This window comes from Salinivibrio sp. MA351, assembly GCF_001996065.1.
GTDB lineage: Bacteria > Pseudomonadota > Gammaproteobacteria > Enterobacterales > Vibrionaceae > Salinivibrio > Salinivibrio costicola.
This window is the reverse complement of sequence record NZ_MUFG01000001.1, coordinates 154,366-177,639: the sequence shown is the minus strand read 5'-3', so window position 1 is coordinate 177,639 and position 23,274 is coordinate 154,366. Positions and strand designations below refer to the sequence as shown.

The following is a 23,274-nucleotide window of genomic DNA, read 5'->3' as shown; positions in this document are numbered from 1 at the left end:
GAGTGCATGAAACGGGTAAGTATTGCCGCGGGCATTATTGTCAATTCGGCACAAGATCAGGTGTTTATTACACGTCGTCACGATCAGGCCCACCAAGGAGGAAAGTGGGAGTTTCCGGGCGGGAAAATTGAAGGCAGTGAAACGCCTAAACGCGCTCTGCTCCGTGAACTCAAAGAAGAAGTGGGTATTGATGCCACCGAGGTCAGTCCGTTTATTTCGTTAGACTTTGATTTTCCAGACAAAGCCTTGAGCTTAGATTTTTTCTTAGTGTGTCGTTTTGATGGTGAGCCGGCTGGTTGTGAAGGCCAAGAGGGGGTTTGGGCGCCTATCGCTGAGCTGGATAACTATACGTTTCCAGAGGCGAATGACGCCGTACTTGAGAAAATTCACGCCCGATTTTGACTCGGTTGCACTAGCACTAGCACTAGCATTAACACCAAGACTAACACGCGAACGGGGCGAAGGACGCTCGCTATTGTGTTAATACAGTTTGCTACGCGAAGTGAGCGCAGCCTGCTCAGTGAAGTGAATGCAGCCTGCTCAGTCGGGCTGCTCTTCTGACCACAAGTCATCATCCGAGATATCAGGTGCGCCGGGGATGGCTTTTTCTTCACTGGCCCACTCACCTAAATCGATCAGTTGACAGCGTTTACTACAAAATGGACGGTGTGGACTCACCTCTCCCCAAACCACAGGCTGTTGACAGGTCGGGCATTTCACCACAGTGGGGGTATTACTCACGTACTTCTCCTTAACAGACACTGATATGAACAGGCATATTGTCGGCGACCTCATGATCATCGTCAAATGGCATAAACCGGATGGCGAAGCGGTTTTTATGGCCTGATACCAAAGGATACACGCCCAGATCCGGTGCCAGTTTTAGCCGAATTAAACAAGCGCCATCGGCTTCTTGTTGATAAAACCCTTGTTTTACTGTTGCGGTGCCGCCGTGTGCGCTTTCGCGTGTTAGTTGCAGCCAAAAAGCGAGTGCATCACGCAGCGGCGATAGGGTAGCCATCCAAGTTTGAATCGCATTTTGCCGGGCCGCGAGCGGCTGATGCAACCAATAATGGAAAACGGGTAAATCAAAACTGCAACTGCCACCGGGAATCGAGAAGCGTTGCTTGATGCTGGTTAAGAAGCGATCTTCCCGCAGAGGCTGACCAAAGCGTTTGGCCTGGAGCACCGAACGTTGGTGCGCGGCCACCTGATCGAGTAGCTGATTCAGCTGGGTTTGATCCACTTGCGGTACGTTTGCCCATGCGTTGAGCTTTTTCTTCAGTTTATCCAAATCCTTGGCTAAGTCTGCTTTTACTTGCACCTGCTCTAAAATTTCCAATAAATCGAATAAACTGCGGAAAAATTGAATATGGTGGCAGGGTGCTGAAAGGCCGCTCACTTCGTCCAGTTGGTCGAGCAGGTACTCCAGGCGCAAATAAATACGCACCTGTTCATTGAGTGGGTGTTCATACACAGTGAGGCTGGTCATAAGCGTTGAGCTATCCTGTCCGGCTATACACCGGCGTTTGCCTGGGTTGCCAAGGTTAAATACGTGTGGTGTAAGGCATCAACTTGTCGATCAAGTTCCGCCTCCGTGTGGGTATTGTCGATCACGTCATCAGCCACGTCGAGGCGTTGTTGACGACTGGCTTGCGCGGCCAAGATTGCCTGAACTTGTTGTTGGCTGACCTGATCGCGCGCCAAGGTTCGGGTTATCTGGGTGGCCGGGTCAACATCCACCACAAGGATGCGATCGGCTAATGTCATCAGGTTATTTTCTACTAATAAGGGCACGACAAGCAAACAATACTGAGATTGCGCGTCGGCGCAAGCTTGAATCATGCGGGTACGAATCAACGGGTGGAGTAAATCGTCAAGCCATTGCTTGTCGTCTGGTTGGCTAAATACACGCTCACGAAGCCACGCCCGCGCCAGGCTACCATCATGATTTAATGCCAACGCACCAAAGCGCGCCACAATCGCATCCAGTCCTTGGCTGCCAGGTTTTACTACCTCACGTGCAATCACGTCAGCATCGACAATATCGATCCCTTTTGCGGCAAACCGGTCCGCTACTGTGGTTTTACCGCTACCAATCCCGCCGGTTAATCCGACTACCCATGCCATTAGATGACTCCTAAAATGTGTGACAGATACCAGTGTAACAGGCTATCGCCCCAAAGCAGACTTAGCCAGCCAGCCGTGGCAATGAAAGGGCCAAAGGCAAACGCATGTTGCATACCTTGCCGCTGAGAACGAAGCCATAGCGCGCCGACAACGGCCCCGCTCATGGAGGCCATTAAAATTAACAGGGGTAACGCTTGCCAGCCCACCCAAGCGCCCAAGGCAGCAAAAAGCTTAAAATCACCGTAGCCCATGCCTTCTTTGCCAGTGATCAGTTTGAATGTCCAAAATAAGCTCCAGAGGCTGAGGTAGCCAATCATGGCGCCTGTTACGCTGTCTGCCAATGATACTGGGCTGACGCCGATGAGTGCGAGTGCGATCCCGGCCCAAAGAAGCGGCAACGTGATTTGATCGGGGAGCAGCATGGTGTCCCAGTCGATCATCGTCAGCGCAAGTAATGTCAGGCTTGCGCCCATCACTGCGATGGCCCAACCAGGTGAGGTGATGAGCCAAGCGGGCAGTATGCAGACGAGGGCACCCATCAGCTCAATTAACGGATACCGCTTACTGATCCGGGTTTGACAATGCCGGCAGTGGCCTTTTAACGCGAGCCAGCTAATCAGCGGGATATTGTCGTACCAAGCAATCGCTGTGTGGCAATGTGGGCAATGCGAAGCGGGTAAGCTTAAATCAAAGCGCGTGTCGTCTGGCGCATCGATATTGGCGTCAGGAAAGCTAAGCCGGCATTCTTGGCGCCACTGGCGTTCCATCATTGTCGGTAAACGGGCGATCACCACGTTTAAAAAGCTGCCAAAAACCAGACCCAGCAGGCCGGCTATCACGATAAAAAACGGGGAGGAGAACACCAACATGACACCTGCTTATTACTTGTTGCTTGTTGTGCGCGAATCATAGCGCGTTACGTATCGAGACTCTATCTTGGCTTAGCCGAGAACGGACATCAGATTAAAAATAGGAAGGTACATGGCAACCACCAAGCCACCAATGAGTAATCCGAGTACTAAAATCAGCAGTGGCTCAATGATCTTACCCAGATTATCGACGGTGTTATCAACCTCTTCCTCGTAAATCACTGCCACCCGATTAAGCATGGTGTCTAACGCGCCAGACTCTTCACCAATCATGATCATTTGCGTCATCATATTGGGAAAGCGGCCACTTTCACGTAACGCTTGATAGAGCGGGATCCCGGTAGCTGTGTGTGCAGACACTCGAATGAGTCCGTGTGCATAATAGTCGTTGGTGAGAATATTGGTTGCCGATTTAAGTCCGGAGATCAGTGGGATCCCAGCGCTAAAGGTTGTGGCCAGTGTGCGGGAAAACTTCGCGATACAGGCTTTGCTCAGCACCTCACCGATGATAGGCAGTTTAAGTAGCCAGCGGTGATAGTGGTACCGATAGCGCGGGCGATGCTGTTGTAGCCATTTATGCGATAACATCAGGACAATCAAGATAGCGGCAATGGTCGGCGCATGGGTGGTCATCCAATCAGACAATGCCAGCACTTGCCGTGTGAGCCAAGGTAGGGGCGCACCAAAAGAGTCAAAAATCTGCTTAAATTTTGGGATCACGAACAAAAGTAAGTAAGTGCTAACACCGAGCGCAACACTGACGACGATGGTGGGATAAATCATGGCTTTCATCACCTTACTGCGCAGCAAGGCTTGTTTTTCCCGATAGAGTGCAAGGCGAGCAAATACCAAAGGAAGTTGACCGGTTTGTTCGCCGGTGGCGACCAGATCACAGTAAAAGCGATCAAATAGGGGGCTGGCTTGCGCCAAGGCCGTGCTTAAGCTGGTGCCAGCTTCTAGTTGTTGACGAAGGTAGCGAACCACTAAGCGCATTTCTGCTTTGACTTGATTCTCTTCTATCAGGTTGAGTGCCTGAACAATCGGGATGCCAGACTCTAACAAGGTAGTGAGTTCGCGTGAAAACTGGGTAATATCGGCCGCTTTGGCTTTGTGCTGGCGTTGTTGCCAGCTAGAAAGGCGTCGACGTATTAAGCGTGTTGGCAAGATAGCTTGGCCGGCGAGTTGCTGGCGGGCATCGTGCTCAGAATACGCAAATACTTGGCCTTTCTGGTGTCGCCCAAACGGCACGGCTTGACGCCAATGAAAGACGAATAACGTTTGCTTGGCCATGATCATTCCTTATGCCAGTTGGATCACGCGACTGAGTTCTTGCACACTGGTGATCCCTTGATTGAGTTTGGCAATGCCGGACTCTGCCAGCCGCCACATGCCTTGTTGGCAAGCGAGTTGGGTGAGCTCGCTAGCACTGGCATGGCGATAAATCGCGTCAGTAATGGTGTCGTCGATAGGCAGCACCTCATAAATGCCGGTTCGACCTTGATAACCTTGGTCACAGCGGTAACAGCCGCGAGGATTGGCTTGATAGATTTGAGTGGGGTCGCAGCGCGGATAAAGGCGCATCAGCTGGGTCAAGCTTGGGTCATCACGCGGGTGAGGCTGCTTACAGACGGGACAGAGCCGGCGCACCAGCCTTTGCGCCACTACCAAGGTCAATGAGCTGGCGAGGTTGTATGGCGCGATCCCCATATGTGCTAAACGCGTGATGCTCTCTGCGGCAGAGTTGGTATGTAAGGTTGAGAGCACCAAATGGCCAGTTTGTGCGGCTTTAATACTGATCTCTGCGGTGTCGGTATCGCGTACTTCTCCCACCATGACTACGTCGGGATCTTGGCGTAAAAAGGCGCGGAGGGCGGTCGCAAAATCGAGTCCGATCCGCGTATTGACATTAACTTGGTTGATCCCATTAAGCTGGATCTCGACCGGATCTTCAACGGTGGCAATGTTTCGCTGCGGCTGATTGAGATAGTGCAAACCGCTGTATAATGAGACAGTTTTACCGCTCCCGGTTGGCCCGGTGAATAAAATCATTCCTTGTGGTTGATCGAGCGCTGCTTGATAGTGCTGGCGCTGCCACTCGGTTAAGCCTAAATCATGCAGCGTCAGTTGCTGCTGATCATTATTCAATAAGCGAACCACCACTTTTTCACCCCAGACCGTTGGTAAGGTCGATACCCGCATATCGACCGTATGCTCGGCAGTAAGGGTCAATTTGATTCGCCCATCTTGCGGTAAGCGTCGTTCGGCAATATTGAGTTGGGCTAAGATCTTGAGTCGCGTGGATAACCGCCGCGAGACGCCCGCGGGCGGATGGGCATAGGTTTGCAGTAAACCGTCTTGGCGAAACCGTATTTGGAAGTGATCCTCAAACGGTTCAAAATGCACGTCGGACGCTTTTTTTCGTACCGCATCAACTAATATTTGCTGGATATAGCGGCTAATGGGTGCCTGATCGCTTTGCAGTTCCGCGCTATCTTCTTGCGGACTATCGGTGACGGTCAGGGCCGCTAAATCCTGATCACTGATGGTGATGCCATCGCCGGTGCCCTCAATATCTGCGCCGTATAAATGGCGCAGAGCCGCGTCTAAATCCGGCTGGCTTAACACCACCAAACGGACATTGAGTCCGGTTGAAAAGCGAAAATCAGCCACCGCCTCTGTGTTATCTGGGTCACTGACGCCGAGCAACAGCCCTTTGCCTTGCTGGGCAAGCGGCAACACTTGATGGCGCTGAATCAAATCGCGCCGGTCGAGGGCATAGCAGGTAGCTTTAAACGGATACTGATGGCTTTCCGAAAAAGGCAGGTGATGCTGACTCGCGAGGGTGTGGGCGAGCGCGGTGGGGTCAACCCCGGCATCGAGCAAACGGGAGACGCTAAGCGGTGTGCCATCGCCAATGCCCAACGCATGGCGCTGGACATCGGTCAATAAGCCGGCTTGATACAACTGAGCAGTTGGGATCATTGTTGGTGCGAGTAAAAATTATGCTAGATATATTTAATACAGCGGGTTAGGCGTTTCCGCCGCTGCCTTCTTCTTTTTCGCAACCATTGACATCGAGTTTAGCGGGGTGCGTGCAAGACCATCCACCGAACTCATTACGTTTTAGAACAACTTTATCGCTGCCATCGTCACCCGGTAGCCCCTCAACGCTGATGGATAGTTTGCCCTCGACTTCATTATCTCTTTCGAGTTTGACATTGTCGGGGATGCCTAGGGCCTCTTCGATCGTTTTTGATTCGCCATTTATCTCGATCGTGTCTGAGTTCTCAGGGAACTTGCCTTCTTCCATTATCGACGCTTCGATGACCGAGCGCATATTGGTTAATGTGGCAATTGCGGCAGTAACTTTGGCTTTATCTTGATATTTTTGGTATTGCGGAATGGCGATGGCAGTCAGGGCGCCAATAATGCCAATGACCACGAGTAACTCAATCAAGCTAAACCCTTGTTGCTTTTGCATCTTATGTCTCTCCTCTCAATGATGGTCGGCCGCCAACGCGGTGGCCGCGAGTGCAGCGACTTTACGCTTGTGAGCGTGGCGCAAAAAAGAGGGGCAACATGACTTTGAGAGTGAAGAGTAAAAGCTGGATGTAAGATTTTGTTTTTTCTGTTGTAGTGTTCGACTCACCACAAATTTTTTGTCACGAAAGCGCGATAAAAAGGCCGCCCATCGTGGGCGGCCTGGTCGACTCTGGGTGAGCGTACGTGTTATTGAAAGTACGTGTTATTGAAAACGCATGGATAAATCGAGCGCGGTCACGTGCTTGGTAAGCGCGCCCACAGAAATATAATCTACGCCTGTGGACGCGTATTCAGACAGAGTATCCAAGGTGACATTGCCCGAGACTTCAAGCGCCACACGGCCTTGGTTGAGTGCAACCGCTTCGCGCATCATCGGCACGCTAAAATTATCTAACATCACAATGTCGGCGCCGGCCTCAATGGCTTGTTTTAGCTCATCCAGATTTTCTGTCTCTACTTCCACCGGTTTATCTGGATTCAGACGACGAGCCTCTTGCACCGCATTGGCAATCCCGCCGCAGGCAAGAATGTGGTTTTCTTTAATGAGATACGCATCGAACACACCAATACGGTGATTGTGTCCGCCACCACAAGCGACTGCATATTTGAGTGCACTACGCAGGCCTGGCACGGTTTTGCGGGTATCCAATAGCTTGGTCTCCGTCCCTTGTAACTGTGCCACATAGGTTGCCGTTTTACTGGCGCAGCCTGACAAGGTCTGGATAAAGTTCATCGCATTGCGCTCACCCGTTAATAACACGCGTGACGGTCCTTTTAAGGTGCACAAGGTTTGATTGGCAGTGATCGCGTCGCCATCGGTCACATGCCAGGTTAAGGAGACCTCGCCACCCAGTTGTTTGAATACTTCGTTAGCATAATCTTGGCCACAAAATACGCCATCTTCACGTGTAATCAGTACCGCGGTCGACACCGAATCGGCCGGAATCAGGCTGGCGGTAATATCTTTACGCGCGTCAAGATCGCCCCCTAAATCTTCACGCAATGCGTCGCTGACGGCACGGGGCACATCCGTTTTTAGATGAGAGGTGAGATAGGCAAGACGGCTTTTGCTGTCATGAACAGCATGAAAAGGAGTCGATGTCATTATGGCTTACCGCGGTGATGAAAAAACGTGGCGAAATGATAACGCTGGTTGGGGGGAAATGCAGCTTTTCTCTCCGGTTTCCGCGTCGGCGTCCATTTTATTATCGACACCCTGACTAGAAAATTCCCCATGCATTGCCTGCTCATTTGTCTACACTTTGATCAGTTTTAGTAAAGAGGTAGCGTCATGAAACGCGGATTGGCACTGATGACGATGATATTCGCTGCACTGGCAGGTTTTAGTGTCTGGCAGCACCTACGTTTACCCGCGTCTACCTCATTGTCACCATTGACGATTGCGGTTTCATTAACGCCGTTGTCAGCGCCTATCATCGTTGCCAAAGAACAAGGTTTATTTAAAAAACATGGCATCGACATGACGCTAAAACCGGTTCATGGCGGAGTGAAAAGTTTTCAAGCACTGGTTGCGGGAGAGGCGGACTTAGCCACTACGTCAGAAACAGTGGCGATGTTTAATAGCTTTGAAAGAGAGGATTTTAACATTCTGACTAGCTTTGTTGAGTCAGACAATGATGTGAAACTGTGGTCTATCCATCGTGCAATTGGTCACTCGCTCCCTGATGCGCTTCGGAGCGCACGTGTTGGAGTGGTCGCGTCAAGCGCGAGTGAGTACTTCTTCGACTCATTGCTCCAGCTGTATGATATGCCAACTGAGACAATAGAGAAGGTTTATTACTCGCCTGAGGCGTTGCCGTCGGCACTGCTCGACAATGAAGTTGATGCGATTGCTATTTGGGAACCTTACGGCTATCAACTAGTAAAACGAGCCCATGAGTCAGTACAAGCACTCGATAGTAAAGGCTTACATAGCTTATCTTTTTTATTGGTAAGTGATCGTTTAGTTGCGAAAAAGCAGCACCAAGATATGCGTCGCGTCATTCGAGCCTTGGATGAATCGGTAGATGTTATTCATCAACGGCCTGAGCAAGCGAAAGCCCAGGTCGCTGCGTATCTTTCAATGTCCGACGACAAGCTCGGCTGGCTTTGGCAGGACTATTTATTTCGCCTGTCGTTAAACGACTCTTTACTGTTGCGTTTAAAAAACCAAGCTCGGTGGGCGCAACGCGCGGGATTGGTTACGGGACCAACACCATCGTATCGTCATTTACTTAACCCTGGCCCCTTGGTTGAAGCAACTCAAAAAGTGAGTCTATTAGAATGAAAATCGGTCAGCAGTTAAACATCGTTGTTTACGCATGTGCGGCATTGACGCTGGTAACACTATTGATCACGGTAGAGCTTTTTCAGAAACAAAGTCAGACGCAAGTACGCTTAAATAGAATTGTTGCGGTGCATTCTCAAATCGACAGTTTACGCGGTCGTTTGTGGCTATATCGTCAATACCCCAGTGCGCAAACCCGCCAAGATGTATATCAATCAACCAATGCGTTGCGGGCTCAGCTATCCAGTGACCAGCATGCGATTCCTCCCCAGTCAGTGCAGTCTATGACGCAAGCGGCGGACAGTATTGACCGTTTGCTGGATACCACAACAGGCCAATTTGGTCGGGAGCAGAGCGTTGATGAAGGGCGGCTGATGCTTTTTTCACGATTTAATATTTTACTACAAGCCATGAGCGAGGCGGCATTTTCTGTGCGTCAGCAAGCGATGCATGATGCATCTAAACAGCAGAAAATGTTGCTTGTTGTCCATGGTGGTATTTTGGTGCTGTTGGCCTTATTAGTAACGATTTTTGCGACCCGTTTACGACGACGTTTAAGACAACGCTTAAAAACATTACACAGCACGGTTACTCAGATTAAAAAAGGTGATTTAACCACTGAATTAATCATGACCGATAAAGATGAACTGACCGAACTGGCGGATCATGTCAATGAAATGAAGCATGCGCTTAGCCATACCATGGTGGATAAAAACCAACTGAGTGAAGAAGTCGCACGGCAAACACAACAGCTTCGCGAGCAACAACACCAGCTTAAATTTTTAGCGGAGCATGATGAATTAACAGGTTTATTTAACCGACGTGCGTTTGAATCGCATGTCGATGTGGCTTTGATGCGGGCCAACCGAGCACAAACGAATGCTGCGTTACTGTTTATCGACTTGAATAACTTTAAACAAGTCAATGATACCTACGGCCACGGGGTCGGGGATGAGTTGCTCAGGGTTGTGAGCCAACGTCTAAAGCACGCCGTCCGTCGTTCTGATTTAGTCGGGCGTTTAGGCGGTGACGAATTTATTGTGTGGTTGGATCTATTGACAGATAAAGATGCATTGAATGAAGTTATTCGCCGTATTCAAGATGATGTCCATGCACCTATATTAACCGAGAAAGCAGAGTTATCACTGGTGAGTAGTATTGGCGTCAGTTGCTTTCCTACCGACGGATTGGAGTTGCAACAAATGATGAATCAAGCCGATGCGGCCATGTATTACGCGAAAACACATGCTAACGAGCGGCACTGCTTATATTCCAATCTGCCTGCCGAGCGGATACAGTAACGAATTTTGCGACACGAGTAGCTTGCATGTCTTTTTCCCGCATCGACGATCATTGGCTAGCGGGCGCGCGCGCCTGTCCTTCTCCCCATTATAACTCACGCCCGGATAGCGAGGATATTTCCTTGCTGGTGGTTCACAATATCAGCCTGCCCCCCGGCCAGTTCGACGGTCCCTATATTGAGCAATTTTTTCAGGGCAACCTCGACGCTGACGCGCACCCTTATTTTGCCCAGATCCGTGATCTTCGCGTGTCCGCACACCTACTGATCCGACGAGATGGAAGTGTGATCCAGTTTGTACCATTCAACGAACGCGCATGGCATGCTGGCATCTCGTGTTTTGACGGTCGGCAGCAATGTAACGATTTTTCTATCGGTATTGAGCTTGAGGGCACGGACACACTTCCATACACCGACCAGCAGTATCAATCGTTAGCGGCGATCACGCAGACGCTGATGCAGTACTATCCAGCCATCACTCGTGATCGGATCACAGGACATCAACATATTGCGCCCGGACGGAAGACCGATCCTGGCCATGTGTTTGACTGGGAAAGATTACACCTACTGCTCTATACTGCCTGACAAAGCAGTCATTCTGTTTGGTCTGACCAATTTTAGAGCGCCGTGAAAAAACAACTGTCAGGTGACGAATACAGGGGTTTCCATGATGTCAATCAAAGTTCAGGTGGACAGAATACCCGCTGTCTGGTAACTTTAGAGAATAATAAAGTAATTGGTCTTACCAATTTACAATCAGTCAGTTTCTGCAGCTAAGCGCCAAGCTTGGGGGGCAGATGGTCAATAAATACAATGGCATATCAGCGAATTCGTCAACCCAAACTCTCAGATGTTATCGAGAAAGAGCTCGAAGGTTTAATTCTGGAAGGGACATTGTCTCCAGGCCAGAAGCTACCGCCTGAGCGAGAGTTAGCGGTCCAGTTTGATGTGTCTCGTCCATCAGTCCGTGAGGCGATTCAGCGACTTGAAGTAAAAAAGCTGCTCACTCGCAAACAAGGTGGTGGCACCTTTGTCAGTCAACGACTGTGGCAGCGATTTTCTGAACCCCTGCTAGAGTTATTGGCGGACCATCCGGAAACCCAGCTTGATTTGTTGGAATCACGGCATGCGCTCGAAGGTATTTCTTCTTATTTCGCCGCTTTACGGGGCACGGAAGAGGATTTTTCTCGGATTGAAGATTGCCATGATGCGATTCGACAAGCGCAGAAAGATGGGGACTTAAAGGCAGAAGCTTCCGCCGTCATGCAATATCTCGTTGCCGTAACGGAAGCGGCGCACAATGTGGTGCTACTGCATATCATGCGTAGCCTCGCACCGTTACTGGAACAGAATATTTACCAAAACTTTGAGCTACTTTATCGCCGTCAAGAGACGGTGGAAAATGTCAGCCGACACCGAGCTGAGATCGTGGATGCAATCACCGCTGGCGAGCCAGAAAAAGCGAGACAGGCGTCGCATGCACACTTAGCTTACATTGAGGAAACTCTGTTGGATCTTGGCCGAGAAGAAAGCCGTCGAGAACGGTCTCTACGTCGAATTCAACAACGCAAGGACGAGCTGGAGTAATCCCTATTCGCCGCCAAAATAAAGGCGAGGGGCCACTGCAGCTGCGACAACGTTTGTTTTGTACGAGTCAATCAACGAAAGGATAGATCGCCATGTCTGAAGTCATGAAAAATGACGTGGACGCACTTGAGACCCAAGAGTGGTTGCAAGCTCTTGAGTCAGTCGTTCGTGAAGAAGGTGTAGAACGTGCCCAGTTCCTTCTGGAGCAAGTCTTAGGGCAAGCACGTTTAGACGGTGTTGACATGCCAACTGGCGTGACCACCAACTATGTAAATACCATCCCTGCAGATCAAGAACCTGCTTATCCAGGTGATGTGAACTTGGAACGTCGTATCCGTTCTATCATTCGTTGGAACGCAATCATGATCGTGTTGCGCGCGTCCAAGAAAGATTTAGAGCTGGGTGGCCACATGGCTTCATTCCAGTCATCGGCTGCGTTCTATGAAACTTGCTTTAACCACTTCTTCCGTGCGCCAAACGAGAAAGATGGTGGCGATCTGGTTTATTATCAAGGTCATATCTCTCCAGGCATCTACGCGCGTGCGTTTGTGGAAGGTCGTCTCACTGCTGAGCAGCTCGACAACTTCCGCCAAGAAGTTGACGGTAACGGTATTTCCTCTTACCCGCACCCGAAACTGATGCCTGAGTTCTGGCAGTTCCCAACCGTATCTATGGGTCTGGGTCCTATTGCGTCTATCTACCAAGCGCGTTTCCTTAAGTATCTGAACGGTCGTGGCTTGAAAGACACCTCAGAGCAGCGTGTTTACGCGTTCTTAGGCGACGGTGAAATGGATGAGCCAGAATCACGTGGTGCGCTGTCGTTTGCCGCCCGTGAAAAACTGGATAACCTGTGCTTTTTGATCAACTGTAACCTGCAGCGCCTTGATGGTCCTGTAATGGGTAACGGTAAAATCGTTCAAGAGCTCGAAGGCCTATTTAAAGGCGCTGGCTGGAACGTGATCAAAGTGGTTTGGGGCTCTGGCTGGGATAAACTACTGGCCAAAGACACCTCCGGTAAACTGCTGCAGTTGATGAACGAAACCATCGACGGCGATTACCAAACCTTCAAATCAAAAGACGGCGCCTACGTGCGTGAACACTTCTTCGGTAAATATCCTGAAACTGCAGCCCTGGTTGCCGATATGACCGACGAAGAAATCTTTGCGCTCAAACGTGGTGGTCATGAACCATCAAAACTGTTTGCTGCGTTCAAAGCGGCACAAGAGTGCAACGACCGTCCAACCGTGATCCTGGCGAAAACCGTTAAAGGTTACGGCATGGGTGAAGCGGCTGAAGGTAAAAACATCGCGCACCAAGTGAAGAAAATGGACATGACCCATGTTCACGCGATGCGTGATCGTCTTGGCCTACAAGACTTGCTGTCTGACGATGATGTGCAAAACCTGACTTACCTAAAACTGGAAGAAGGATCTGCGGAACACGAATACCTGCATGCGCGCCGTAAAGCCCTGCACGGTTACACTCCGCAGCGCTTACCTAAGTTCACTGAAGAACTGACGCTGCCAAAACTGGATGATTTCTCTGCTCTGCTGTCTGAGCAGAAGCGTGATATCTCTACCACCATGGCGTTTGTACGCTCATTGAACGTATTGCTGAAAGACAAGAGCATTGGCAAGAACGTAGTGCCAATCATTGCTGACGAAGCCCGTACCTTTGGTATGGAAGGTCTGTTCCGTCAGGTGGGTATCTATAACCCGCAAGGACAAACCTATACCCCAGAAGATCGTGGCGTGGTGTCTTACTACAAAGAAGACCAAGGCGGCCAAGTACTGCAAGAAGGGATCAACGAGCTAGGCGCGATGTCATCGTGGGTAGCGGCGGCGACCTCTTACAGCACCAATGATCTGCCAATGATCCCATTCTACATCTACTACTCCATGTTCGGCTTCCAACGTGTTGGCGACATGGCGTGGATGGCGGGTGACCAACAAGCACGTGGTTTCCTATTGGGTGCCACCGCAGGCCGTACTACCCTGAACGGTGAAGGTCTGCAACACGAAGACGGTCACAGCCATATTCTGGCAAGCACTGTACCTAACTGTGTGTCTTACGACCCAACCTTCGCGTACGAAGTGGCGGTGATCATGCAAGACGGTATCCGTCGTATGTACGGTCCTGACCAAGAAAACATCTACTACTACCTGACGCTGATGAACGAAAACTATCATCAGCCAGCCATGCCTGAGGGCGCGGAAGACGGTATCCGTAAAGGTATCTATAAACTAGAAACCTACACGGGCGACAAAGCCAAAGTTCAGTTAATGGGCTCGGGCACCATCATGACCGAAGTGCGCAAGGCAGCGAAACTGCTCAGCGATGAATTCGGCGTAGCGTCTGACGTTTACAGCGTGACCTCGTTCAACGAGTTGGCACGCGACGGTCAGGATGTGGATCGTTTCAACATGCTGAACCCAGATGCAGAAAGCAAAGTGCCTTATATCCAAACAGTCATGGGATCTGAGCCTGCGATTGCTGCGACTGATTACATGAAAAACTACGCTGACCAAGTTCGTGCGTTTATCCCAGCTGAGTCTTATAAAGTGCTGGGTACAGACGGCTTTGGTCGTTCTGACAGCCGCGAAAACCTACGTCGTCACTTTGAAGTGAACGCAGGCTATGTGGTGGTCGCGGCACTGAACGAGCTGGCTAAGCGTGGTGATGTTGATAAGAAAGTCGTGTCAGAAGCGATTAAGAAATTCGACATCGATACCAACAAAGTAAACCCGCTGTTCGCGTAAGAGGCTGAAACAATGTCAATCGAGATTAATGTACCTGACATCGGTGCGGATGAAGTAGAAGTGACTGAGATCCTTGTTAGCGTTGGCGACAAGGTAGAAGAAGAACAGTCGTTAATCACCGTTGAAGGTGATAAAGCATCCATGGAAGTCCCTGCGTCACAAGCGGGTGTGGTCAAGGAAATCAAAATTGCCGAGGGTGATAAAGTCACCACTGGCTCTTTGATTATGATCTTCGAAGCCGATGCGCCAGCGCAAAGCGCCCCAGCTCAAGAGGCGGCGCCAGCCGCTCCTGCTGCAGCACCAGCGGCCGCATCAGAAATCAAAGAAGTGCACGTCCCTGATATCGGTGGGGATGAAGTTGAAGTCACCGAGATCATGGTCGCGGTTGGCGATACCATTGAAGAAGAGCAGTCACTGATCACTGTTGAAGGCGATAAAGCCTCAATGGAAGTGCCTGCACCGTTCGCGGGTACCGTTAAAGAAATCAAGATCGCGGCAGGTGACAAGGTGTCAACTGGCTCACTGATCATGATGTTCGAAGTGGGTGGCAGTGCTCCTGCTGCAGACGCCCCAGCAGCAGCCGAAGCACCAGCGGCGCCGGCAGCAGCACAAGCCAAAGACGTTCACGTCCCTGATATCGGTGGCGATGAAGTTGAAGTGACTGACATTATGGTTGCCGTTGGCGATACCATTGAAGAAGAGCAGTCACTGATCACCGTTGAAGGCGACAAAGCGTCAATGGAAGTACCGGCACCGTTTGCGGGTACAGTGAAAGAAATCAAAGTGGCCGCGGGCGATAAAGTCTCGACGGGCTCGTTGATCATGGCCTTCGAGGTTGCCGGTAGCGCACCTGCAGCGTCTGCACCTGCAGCGGCACCTGCTGCTGAAAAGGCGGCACCCGCACCTGCGGCTAAGGCCGACGCCCCAGCGGCTAAAGCTGACGCCGGCAAAGACGAGTTTGTAGAGAACAAAGAATACGCGCATGCGTCGCCTGTTGTTCGTCGTCTTGCCCGCGAATTTGGCGTGAACCTTGCGAAGGTGAAAGGAACGGGTCGTAAAGGACGTGTACTGAAAGAAGACGTTCAGAGCTTTGTCAAAGACGCGCTAAAACGCCTTGAATCGGGTGCAGCATCTGGCTCAGGCGACGGCAGTGCACTTGGCTTGCTCCCTTGGCCTAAAGTGGACTTCAGCAAATTCGGTGAAACTGAAGTCAAACCACTGTCACGCATTAAGAAGATCTCGGGTGCGAACCTGGCACGTAACTGGGTGATGATCCCGCACGTGACGCAGTGGGATAACGCTGATATCACTGAAGTGGAAGCGTTCCGTAAAGAGCAAAACGCGATTGAGAAGAAGAAAGAGTCTGGCATGAAGATCACCCCATTGGTGTTCATCATGAAAGCCGCTGCTAAAGCGCTGGAAGCTTTCCCTTCATTCAACGCATCACTGTCGGAAGACGGTGAAAGCCTGATCATGAAAAAATATGTCAACATCGGCATTGCGGTTGATACGCCAAATGGTCTGGTTGTGCCTGTCTTTAAGGACGTGAACAAAAAAGGCATCTACGAGTTATCTGAAGAGCTGATGGCAGTCTCGAAGAAAGCGCGTGCGGGCAAGCTCACTGCTTCTGATATGCAGGGCGGTTGCTTTACCATCTCAAGCCTAGGTGGTTTGGGCGGTACTGCGTTTACGCCAATCGTTAATGCACCAGAAGTCTCAATCTTGGGTGTCTCTAAGTCAGAAATGAAGCCAGTATGGAACGGTAAGGACTTTGAACCTCGCCTGATGCTGCCACTGTCTCTGTCTTATGACCACCGTGTGATTGACGGTGCTGAGGGTGCGCGCTTTATCAGCTACCTCAACGGTCTAATGTCCGATATCCGCCGTTTGGTACTGTAATCGCAACATCGACAACCCAACCGGTCCGTGAAGGGTCGGTTGGGAATTGTTGTGCAGCTCACAGGCTATGGGTTTTTATTTTTCAGCCCATTAACATGGCTGTAAACTGTGGCACCAAACACCCACAACAATAAAAACTACCGCTCTTAGCCTGTCAGGGAATAAGACTACAACGAGGTCAGAATGAGTAAAGAAATCAAAGCGCAAGTCGTCGTTCTTGGCGCTGGTCCTGCTGGATACTCCGCCGCTTTCCGCTGTGCCGACCTAGGTTTGGAAACAGTGCTGGTTGAACGTTACAACACCCTAGGGGGTGTGTGTCTAAACGTTGGCTGTATTCCTTCTAAAGCCCTACTACACGTTGCCAAAGTGATCGAAGAAGCCAAAGCGATGGCTGATCATGGCGTGGTTTTCGGCGAGCCACAAACCGATATCGATAAAATTCGCTCTTGGAAAGACAAGGTGATCGGTCAGTTGACCGGTGGCTTAGGTGGCATGGCCAAGCAGCGTAAAGTGACCGTGGTTAACGGTACCGGCCGTTTCACTGGCGCCAACACCCTGTTGGTCGAGGGTGAAGAAAGCACCACCATTAATTTTGACAACGCGATCATCGCGGCCGGCTCTCGTCCTATCGAGCTGCCATTTATCCCGCATGATGATCCACGTATCTGGGACTCTACTGACGCGCTCGAGCTCAAAGAAGTACCAGAGAAAATGCTGCTGATGGGCGGTGGTATCATTGGTCTAGAAATGGGTACTGTCTATCACGCATTGGGCTCACAGGTCGATGTGGTCGAAATGTGTGATCAGGTGATCCCGGCGGCCGATAAAGACGTGATTAAAGTCTTTACCAAGCGTATCAGCAAGAAAATGAACCTGATGCTGGAAACCAAAGTCACCGCAGTAGAAGCCAAAGAAGATGGTATTTACGTGACGATGGAAGGCAAAAAAGCGCCAGCAGAGCCAGTACGTTATGATGCTGTATTGGTTGCGATTGGCCGTAGCCCGAATGGCAAACTGCTTGACGCCGGCCAAGCCGGGGTTGAAGTTGACGATCGCGGCTTCATCAATGTTGATAAACAAATGCGCACTAACGTGCCACACATCTATGCGATCGGCGATATTGTTGGTCAGCCAATGCTTGCGCATAAAGGTGTGCATGAAGGCCATGTGGCTGCGGAAGTCATTTCTGGTAAGAAACATTACTTTGATCCGAAAGTGATCCCATCGATTGCTTATACTGAGCCAGAAGTAGCATGGGTCGGTAAAACCGAGAAAGAATGTAAGGAAGAGGGCATCAACTACGAAGCCTCTACCTTCCCATGGGCGGCTTCTGGTCGTGCGATTGCGTCTGACTGCGCTGACGGTATGACCAAGCTTATCTTCGATAAAGATACGCACCGTGTCATCGGGGGTGCCGTTGTCGGTACCAACGGTGGTGAGCTGTTGGGCGAAATCGGTCTTGCGATTGAAATGGGCTGTGATGCCGAAGACATCGCGTTGACTGTTCACGCTCACCCAACACTCCATGAGTCTGTTGGCTTGGCCGCTGAAGTGTTTGAAGGCTCAATCACGGATATGCCGAATCCAAAAGCGAAGAAAAAGAAATAAACTGCGCGTTTATATGTTTCTTCTTAAGCCCTGCATTGCGGGGCTTTTTTATATCGGTGATATATCGATTGAGAAGAAAAAAGCGGGCCTCGGCCCGCTTAGTCAGTATGATGGTCAAGCGTTAACGCTTAAAGCTTAAAGCTTAAAGCTTAAAGCTTAAAGCTGCCCACCAAGGTATCGAGACGTTTAGACAGATCACGCAGTGACTCGCTGGCTTCAGCCATGGTATTGGCGGTATCCGCGGTCTGTTGCGAGCTGTGATTAATCTCTTCAATATTCTGATTGATGTCATTGACCACCGTTGATTGCTCTTCTGTCGCGGTCGCTACTTGTGTATTCATGTCTGAGATTTGGATAATCTGCTCATTAATCGCGTTCAGTGACAGCGACGCCTCATCCGATGCGTTGACCCCTTCGGCTGTCATGGTGCGGCTTTGCTCCATTGCGTTGACAGCATTATGGGCCTCTTGCTGCAGGCGGTTGATCATGGTCTGGATTTCATCGGTTGAATCGGAGGTACGGCTAGCCAGGTTACGCACCTCGTCGGCAACGACCGCAAAGCCTCGTCCTTGTTCGCCCGCACGTGCCGCTTCAATGGCGGCGTTCAAGGCGAGCAGGTTGGTTTGCTCTGAAATACCACGAATCACATCCAAAATGCCGCCAATCGAGTCGGTGTTTTCAGCCAGCGCACTGATCACTTTTGACATATTCTCCATATCGTCGGCAAGGCTGGCGATGGTGTCTCGCGCTTGGGTTACCACACCTTGGCCATTGGCTGCATCATCAGACGCTTGGTTAGCGGCACTGGCGGCATTAGCGGCATTACCGGCAATTTCATTCACCGTCGCGCCCATTTCATTAATCGCCGTCACCACTTGTACGGTGCGATCACGCTGATACTCACTCTGAGATTGGGTGGCGCTAGCTTGTGACGAGACTTGCTCTGCAGCATGACGAAGCTCACCACCGGTACTGGCAACGTCTGAGACTAGACGATGGATTTTCTCCACAAAACTATTGAAACCAGAGGCGAGTTGGCCAATTTCGTCTTGGCTATCGATGTCGACACGTTGGCGTAAATCGCCTTCACCTTCGCCGATCTCACGGAACACATTCGCCACGTATTGAATCGGTTTGGTAATGGTCGTCGCAAGCCAAACGGCCACTACAATAAACACTAACCCAACGACCACAGACACCATTAGGATCTGATTGCGGGTTTGATTGAGTGGTGCAAAGACTTCTTCTGCTGGAACATCTGCGATGACATACCAGTCCATGGAGGGAACATAACTTGAGGCGAGCAGGACTTCCTTGCCATTAATGTGTGTATCGAGGAGGTTAAAGTCACCTTTTTGGAGCAAGCTCCGTGCCTGTGCTCCATACACATCACTCAATGTTTTTTCGCCCATGAGATCGGTGTCACGGTGCAATTGGACCATGCCATCGGCATTGACTAAGAAAACAAAGCCCGACTGTTCGATTTTGAATTGATTCAAAAAGCGGGTCATGTCTTCGAGTGAACGCGAAAACCCAGCCAAGCCTTTGCCGTTAAGCTGTTGAAAGTTGACGAACAGTTTGAGCTCGCCATTATCCTCTTGGAATACCTGCGCCATGGTGGCATTGCCACTGTCGAGAAAGTTATAAAACCAACCGTCTTTTTCTCGCGTGAGGACGCGTAAAAAACCATCTTGGTTCCAATACTGGCCGGTCTCTCGGTTAGCGATAGAGGCATCATTGAGATCGTATTGGTCACGTAGCACGTTAAGCTGCTTGACCACGCGGGCTTCTTCGCTCGGGGTGATCCCTTGGTTGAGAATATCGAGTGTCACCGGGTTTGACGCGAGCTGACGCGCGGCAGATTGCAGCTGGTTAACTTCACTATCAATGGTATCTCTAAACTGAGTGAGGGTGGTCGGAAGCTCATTCTCTAACAGGCGCTTTTCCATAATATCGCGCGCTTGGCTTAAGCTCATATAGCTGACGATCGCTGTCGATGCGATCACGGCTGAGACAAATGCCAACACGAGCTTTTGTTTAATCGTGAGTTGTTTTAGCTTCATGCCTTTCTCTCTATGTGGTCTATCACGCGCTATTTTGTAATCATCGATAAGTTGACAAATTAGCGTGACAAAAAAGTGACGATGTGTATGGCACCAACGTCTAAGTTAGCAGAATTACATTTACCGTTCCTAATGTATCGGCGATGAAATGATAAAATTGAAGCCCTTGCCCATAATTATTGATGAAAATGACACTTAGCTCGCGCTTTCAACACAAACCGATAAAAAGGGGCGGAGAGCGCACCGCCTGATCGATATCGCGTTATCTTTTATGGGTAACTGTATCGTGATAAAAAACAGTATAGAATCAAACAGAACGCGACAATCACGGTTAATTGGATCGTGAGAATGAGGGAATAGAGGGCTGCGTCACTAAGACCTTGGTCGTATGTTTCATAAAACGGGTAGATTTTAATTTTAAGTTAAAAATGCTATCCTCACGCAGCGGTTACGTGCTCGAACCCTCGTCTTGCTGGAAAATTTTAATAAACTTCGCCGGATAAGCGTGATACGAGTACTAACACTTTCCAAGGATGTTGGGCCACAGGGCCTGACCGAGATAAGAGGAAATAGTCGTGCTTGAAGCCTACCGTAAACACGTCGAAGAACGTGCCGCTCAGGGTATTGTGCCTAAACCGCTGAACGCTGAGCAAACCGCCAGTCTGATAGAACTGTTGAAAAACCCGCCCGCTGGCGAAGAAGAAACCCTTGTTTATTTGCTGGAAAACCGAATTCCACCCGGCGTGGATGAAGCCGCCTATGTAAAAGCAGGCTTTTTAGCTGCGTTGGCAAATGGTGAGGCGCAATCGCCGTTAATCAGCCCTGAGCGCGCCACAGAGCTACTCGGTACCATGCAAGGCGGTTATAACATCCAGCCTCTGATCGCGTTGTTAGAGGATGAAAAACTGGCGCCAATTGCAGCCAAAGCCCTGTCACATACCCTGCTCATGTTTGATGCTTTCTATGACGTGGAAGACAAAATGAAAGCAGGGAATGCTTACGCTGAACAAGTGATGGAATCGTGGGCCAACGCAGATTGGTATCTGGAAAAACCGCAGATTCCTGAAAAAGTGACACTGACAGTGTTCAAAGTATCGGGTGAAACCAACACCGATGACTTGTCTCCCGCCCCTGATGCATGGTCACGTCCAGATATTCCCTTACATGCCCTTGCGATGCTTAAAAACGAGCGCGAAGGTATTCAACCGGATAAACCCGGTGACATTGGCCCCATTGAGCAAATGAAGGCGCTGGAAGAAAAAGGCCACCCACTGGTTTATGTCGGTGATGTGGTTGGCACTGGCTCGTCACGTAAATCAGCGACCAACTCGGTGTTGTGGTTTATGGGCCAAGACATTCCGAATGTGCCGAACAAGCGTTTCGGCGGTTTCTGTTTAGGCGGGAAAATCGCCCCTATTTTCTTTAATACCATGGAAGACGCGGGCGCATTGCCGATTGAGCTCGATGTGACTTCGCTCAATATGGGCGATGTGATTGACCTGTACCCCGCTGACGGTAAAGTGTGCAAGCATGGCACCGATGACGTGCTGTCGACCTTCCAGCTCAAAACCGACATTTTGTATGATGAAGTACGTGCCGGTGGCCGCATCCCATTGATTATCGGTCGCGGCTTGACCGATCGAGCCCGTGAATGTCTCGGCCTTGAGCCATCTGACGTATTCCGCCGTCCCCGTCCAGTGGCTGAATCCACCAAAGGCTTTACGCTGGCACAAAAAATGGTCGGTAAAGCCTGTGGCGTCGAAGGTGTGCGTCCGAATACCTATTGTGAGCCTAAAATGACCACGGTAGGGTCACAAGACACCACCGGACCCATGACCCGTGATGAGCTCAAAGACTTGGCGTGTCTTGGTTTTACCGCCGATTTGACCATGCAGTCTTTCTGTCATACGTCAGCATATCCAAAGCCGGTTGACGTGGAAACACACCATACCTTGCCCGATTTCATCATGAATCGTGGTGGCGTGGCACTGCGTCCAGGCGATGGGGTGATTCACTCTTGGCTCAATCGTATGCTGCTGCCTGATACCGTGGGTACCGGTGGCGACTCACATACGCGTTTCCCACTGGGAATTTCTTTCCCTGCCGGCTCGGGTCTGGTGGCCTTTGCTGCAGCAACCGGGGTGATGCCGCTGGATATGCCTGAGTCGGTCTTGGTGCGCTTTAAAGGCGAAATGCAGCCCGGTGTTACCTTGCGTGACTTAGTCCATGCCATTCCGTATTTCGGCATCAAACAAGGTCTGTTAACGGTTGAGAAATCAGGAAAAATTAACGAATTTTCCGGTCGTGTTCTCGAAATCGAAGGGGTTGAACACCTCACGGTTGAACAGGCGTTTGAGCTATCAGATGCATCCGCAGAGCGCTCTGCGGCTGGTTGTACCGTGAAGCTGTCACAAGACTCAGTGGCCGAATACCTTGAGTCCAACATTGTGATGTTGAAGTGGATGATTGCCGAAGGCTATGGCGACCGCCGTACCATTGAGCGCCGTATTCAAGCGATGCAGCAATGGCTAGACAGCCCAAGCTTGATGGAAGCGGACAAAGATGCCGAATATGCCCACGTGCTTGAAATCGATCTGGCCGAGATCAAAGAGCCTATCTTGTGTGCGCCGAACGATCCGGATGATGCGCGTACTTTGTCGGACGTGGCAGGCGACAGTGTCGATGAAGTCTTTATCGGAAGCTGTATGACCAACATTGGTCACTTCCGAGCAGCCGGTAAATTGCTGGATAAATTCGGTGGCAGCTTATCGACTCGGATGTGGGTGGCACCACCGACGAAGATGGATAGAGATCAGCTGACCGCTGAAGGTTATTACGGTATCTACGGTCGTGCTGGGGTGCGGATCGAAACGCCGGGATGTTCCTTGTGCATGGGTAACCAAGCTCGTGTGGCGGAAAAATCGACTGTGTTGTCGACCTCGACACGTAATTTCCCAAACCGTCTCGGTACGGGCGCGAATGTGTATCTGGCGTCGGCTGAGCTGTCGGCAGTCGGTGCGATTCTCGGCCGGATCCCGACTCAAAAGGAATATCTAGAGTACGCTGAGCAAATCAATGCGACGGCAAGTGATACTTATCGTTATCTTAACTTCCATCAAATGGATGCCTACACCAACATCGCCAATGATGTGATTGTTAAAACCGCAGTGTAGGACGCGCTGATGGCCGATAGCGTTCGGCATGGCGCGAAGAAAAGCGCCTTCCATCT

At 50.5% G+C, this 23,274-nt stretch carries 18 protein-coding genes; 9 read left to right on the top strand and 9 right to left on the bottom strand.

All coding sequences use genetic code 11. The features are described 5' to 3' along the window. The first annotated feature begins 6 nt into the window (after positions 1-6). Positions 7-402, top strand: coding sequence for an 8-oxo-dGTP diphosphatase MutT (mutT, locus tag BZG78_RS00815; protein WP_077660118.1), 396 nt, complete (start codon positions 7-9; stop codon positions 400-402). 138 nt (positions 403-540) lie between these two features. On the opposite strand, the gene yacG is transcribed toward mutT, so the two are convergent. The 8 genes from yacG to nadC form a co-directional block, all read right to left on the bottom strand. Continuing rightward, on the bottom strand, positions 541-741 hold the full coding sequence (gene yacG / locus BZG78_RS00810) for a DNA gyrase inhibitor YacG (RefSeq protein ID WP_021022610.1): 201 nt from the start codon (positions 739-741) through the stop codon (positions 541-543). Positions 742-751: 10 nt separating this feature from the next. After that, positions 752-1,492 (bottom strand): cell division protein ZapD, encoded by a 741-nt coding sequence (zapD, locus tag BZG78_RS00805; protein WP_021022609.1) that lies wholly within the window; start codon positions 1,490-1,492, stop codon positions 752-754. A 23-nt stretch (positions 1,493-1,515) separates the two neighbouring features. Continuing rightward, positions 1,516-2,130: a dephospho-CoA kinase gene (gene coaE, locus BZG78_RS00800; RefSeq protein WP_077660117.1), complete on the bottom strand. Its 615-nt coding sequence runs from the start codon at positions 2,128-2,130 to the stop codon at positions 1,516-1,518. Next, on the bottom strand, positions 2,130-2,999 hold the full coding sequence (locus tag BZG78_RS00795; protein WP_077459854.1) for an A24 family peptidase: 870 nt from the start codon (positions 2,997-2,999) through the stop codon (positions 2,130-2,132). Before BZG78_RS00795 ends, coaE begins: the two co-directional genes overlap by 1 nt. 72 nt (positions 3,000-3,071) lie before the next feature. Beyond that, positions 3,072-4,289: a type II secretion system F family protein gene (locus BZG78_RS00790; protein ID WP_108743334.1), complete on the bottom strand. Its 1,218-nt coding sequence runs from the start codon at positions 4,287-4,289 to the stop codon at positions 3,072-3,074. A gap of 9 nt (positions 4,290-4,298) precedes the next feature. Then, complete coding sequence (locus tag BZG78_RS00785; RefSeq protein WP_077660115.1) at positions 4,299-5,981, bottom strand: ATPase, T2SS/T4P/T4SS family; 1,683 nt, start codon at positions 5,979-5,981, stop codon at positions 4,299-4,301. Positions 5,982-6,027: 46 nt separating this feature from the next. Further along, positions 6,028-6,480 carry a pilin gene (locus BZG78_RS00780; RefSeq protein WP_077660167.1) on the bottom strand — a complete coding sequence of 151 codons (453 nt, stop codon included), beginning with the start codon at positions 6,478-6,480 and terminating at the stop codon, positions 6,028-6,030. 264 nt (positions 6,481-6,744) lie between these two features. Continuing rightward, complete coding sequence (gene nadC / locus BZG78_RS00775; protein WP_077660114.1) at positions 6,745-7,647, bottom strand: carboxylating nicotinate-nucleotide diphosphorylase; 903 nt, start codon at positions 7,645-7,647, stop codon at positions 6,745-6,747. A gap of 186 nt (positions 7,648-7,833) precedes the next feature. Between nadC and BZG78_RS00770 the strand changes: the two genes are divergently transcribed. The 7 genes from BZG78_RS00770 (at position 7,834) to lpdA (ending at position 17,982) form a co-directional block, all read left to right on the top strand. Continuing rightward, a complete protein-coding gene (locus tag BZG78_RS00770) occupies positions 7,834-8,829 on the top strand; it encodes an ABC transporter substrate-binding protein (RefSeq protein WP_077660113.1) in 996 nt (331 codons plus the stop codon). Then, positions 8,826-10,130, top strand: coding sequence for a diguanylate cyclase (locus BZG78_RS00765; RefSeq protein ID WP_077660112.1), 1,305 nt, complete (start codon positions 8,826-8,828; stop codon positions 10,128-10,130). Before BZG78_RS00770 ends, BZG78_RS00765 begins: the two co-directional genes overlap by 4 nt. Before the next feature lie 26 nt (positions 10,131-10,156). Beyond that, on the top strand, positions 10,157-10,714 hold the full coding sequence (gene ampD, locus BZG78_RS00760) for a 1,6-anhydro-N-acetylmuramyl-L-alanine amidase AmpD (RefSeq protein WP_021022599.1): 558 nt from the start codon (positions 10,157-10,159) through the stop codon (positions 10,712-10,714). A 228-nt stretch (positions 10,715-10,942) separates the two neighbouring features. After that, positions 10,943-11,716 (top strand): pyruvate dehydrogenase complex transcriptional repressor PdhR, encoded by a 774-nt coding sequence (pdhR, locus tag BZG78_RS00755; protein WP_021022598.1) that lies wholly within the window; start codon positions 10,943-10,945, stop codon positions 11,714-11,716. A 92-nt stretch (positions 11,717-11,808) separates the two neighbouring features. Next, positions 11,809-14,475: a pyruvate dehydrogenase (acetyl-transferring), homodimeric type gene (gene aceE, locus BZG78_RS00750; protein ID WP_077660111.1), complete on the top strand. Its 2,667-nt coding sequence runs from the start codon at positions 11,809-11,811 to the stop codon at positions 14,473-14,475. A 12-nt stretch (positions 14,476-14,487) separates the two neighbouring features. Further along, positions 14,488-16,374: a pyruvate dehydrogenase complex dihydrolipoyllysine-residue acetyltransferase gene (aceF, locus tag BZG78_RS00745; RefSeq protein ID WP_077660110.1), complete on the top strand. Its 1,887-nt coding sequence runs from the start codon at positions 14,488-14,490 to the stop codon at positions 16,372-16,374. A gap of 183 nt (positions 16,375-16,557) precedes the next feature. Further along, on the top strand, positions 16,558-17,982 hold the full coding sequence (lpdA, locus tag BZG78_RS00740) for a dihydrolipoyl dehydrogenase (RefSeq protein WP_077660109.1): 1,425 nt from the start codon (positions 16,558-16,560) through the stop codon (positions 17,980-17,982). 149 nt (positions 17,983-18,131) lie between these two features. Here lpdA and BZG78_RS00735 read toward each other — a convergent pair whose 3' ends face one another. Beyond that, positions 18,132-20,045: a methyl-accepting chemotaxis protein gene (locus BZG78_RS00735; RefSeq protein ID WP_077660108.1), complete on the bottom strand. Its 1,914-nt coding sequence runs from the start codon at positions 20,043-20,045 to the stop codon at positions 18,132-18,134. Between the two features lie 575 nt (positions 20,046-20,620). Between BZG78_RS00735 and acnB the strand changes: the two genes are divergently transcribed. Then, positions 20,621-23,218: a bifunctional aconitate hydratase 2/2-methylisocitrate dehydratase gene (gene acnB, locus BZG78_RS00730; RefSeq protein WP_077660107.1), complete on the top strand. Its 2,598-nt coding sequence runs from the start codon at positions 20,621-20,623 to the stop codon at positions 23,216-23,218. Positions 23,219-23,274 lie beyond the last annotated feature (56 nt).

What these genes read in the sequence shown, in the direction of transcription:
- mutT (WP_077660118.1), top strand. Translation starts at nt 7, where the DNA reads ATGAAACGGGTAAGTATTGCCGCGGGCATTATTGTCAATTCGGCACAA.
- zapD (WP_021022609.1), bottom strand. Translation starts at nt 1,492, where the DNA reads ATGACCAGCCTCACTGTGTATGAACACCCACTCAATGAACAGGTGCGT.
- coaE (WP_077660117.1), bottom strand. Translation starts at nt 2,130, where the DNA reads ATGGCATGGGTAGTCGGATTAACCGGCGGGATTGGTAGCGGTAAAACC.
- BZG78_RS00795 (WP_077459854.1), bottom strand. Translation starts at nt 2,999, where the DNA reads ATGTTGGTGTTCTCCTCCCCGTTTTTTATCGTGATAGCCGGCCTGCTG.
- BZG78_RS00790 (WP_108743334.1), bottom strand. Translation starts at nt 4,289, where the DNA reads ATGGCCAAGCAAACGTTATTCGTCTTTCATTGGCGTCAAGCCGTGCCG.
- BZG78_RS00785 (WP_077660115.1), bottom strand. Translation starts at nt 5,981, where the DNA reads ATGATCCCAACTGCTCAGTTGTATCAAGCCGGCTTATTGACCGATGTC.
- BZG78_RS00780 (WP_077660167.1), bottom strand. Translation starts at nt 6,480, where the DNA reads ATGCAAAAGCAACAAGGGTTTAGCTTGATTGAGTTACTCGTGGTCATT.
- nadC (WP_077660114.1), bottom strand. Translation starts at nt 7,647, where the DNA reads ATGACATCGACTCCTTTTCATGCTGTTCATGACAGCAAAAGCCGTCTT.
- BZG78_RS00770 (WP_077660113.1), top strand. Translation starts at nt 7,834, where the DNA reads ATGAAACGCGGATTGGCACTGATGACGATGATATTCGCTGCACTGGCA.
- BZG78_RS00765 (WP_077660112.1), top strand. Translation starts at nt 8,826, where the DNA reads ATGAAAATCGGTCAGCAGTTAAACATCGTTGTTTACGCATGTGCGGCA.
- ampD (WP_021022599.1), top strand. Translation starts at nt 10,157, where the DNA reads ATGTCTTTTTCCCGCATCGACGATCATTGGCTAGCGGGCGCGCGCGCC.
- pdhR (WP_021022598.1), top strand. Translation starts at nt 10,943, where the DNA reads ATGGCATATCAGCGAATTCGTCAACCCAAACTCTCAGATGTTATCGAG.
- aceE (WP_077660111.1), top strand. Translation starts at nt 11,809, where the DNA reads ATGTCTGAAGTCATGAAAAATGACGTGGACGCACTTGAGACCCAAGAG.
- aceF (WP_077660110.1), top strand. Translation starts at nt 14,488, where the DNA reads ATGTCAATCGAGATTAATGTACCTGACATCGGTGCGGATGAAGTAGAA.
- lpdA (WP_077660109.1), top strand. Translation starts at nt 16,558, where the DNA reads ATGAGTAAAGAAATCAAAGCGCAAGTCGTCGTTCTTGGCGCTGGTCCT.
- BZG78_RS00735 (WP_077660108.1), bottom strand. Translation starts at nt 20,045, where the DNA reads ATGAAGCTAAAACAACTCACGATTAAACAAAAGCTCGTGTTGGCATTT.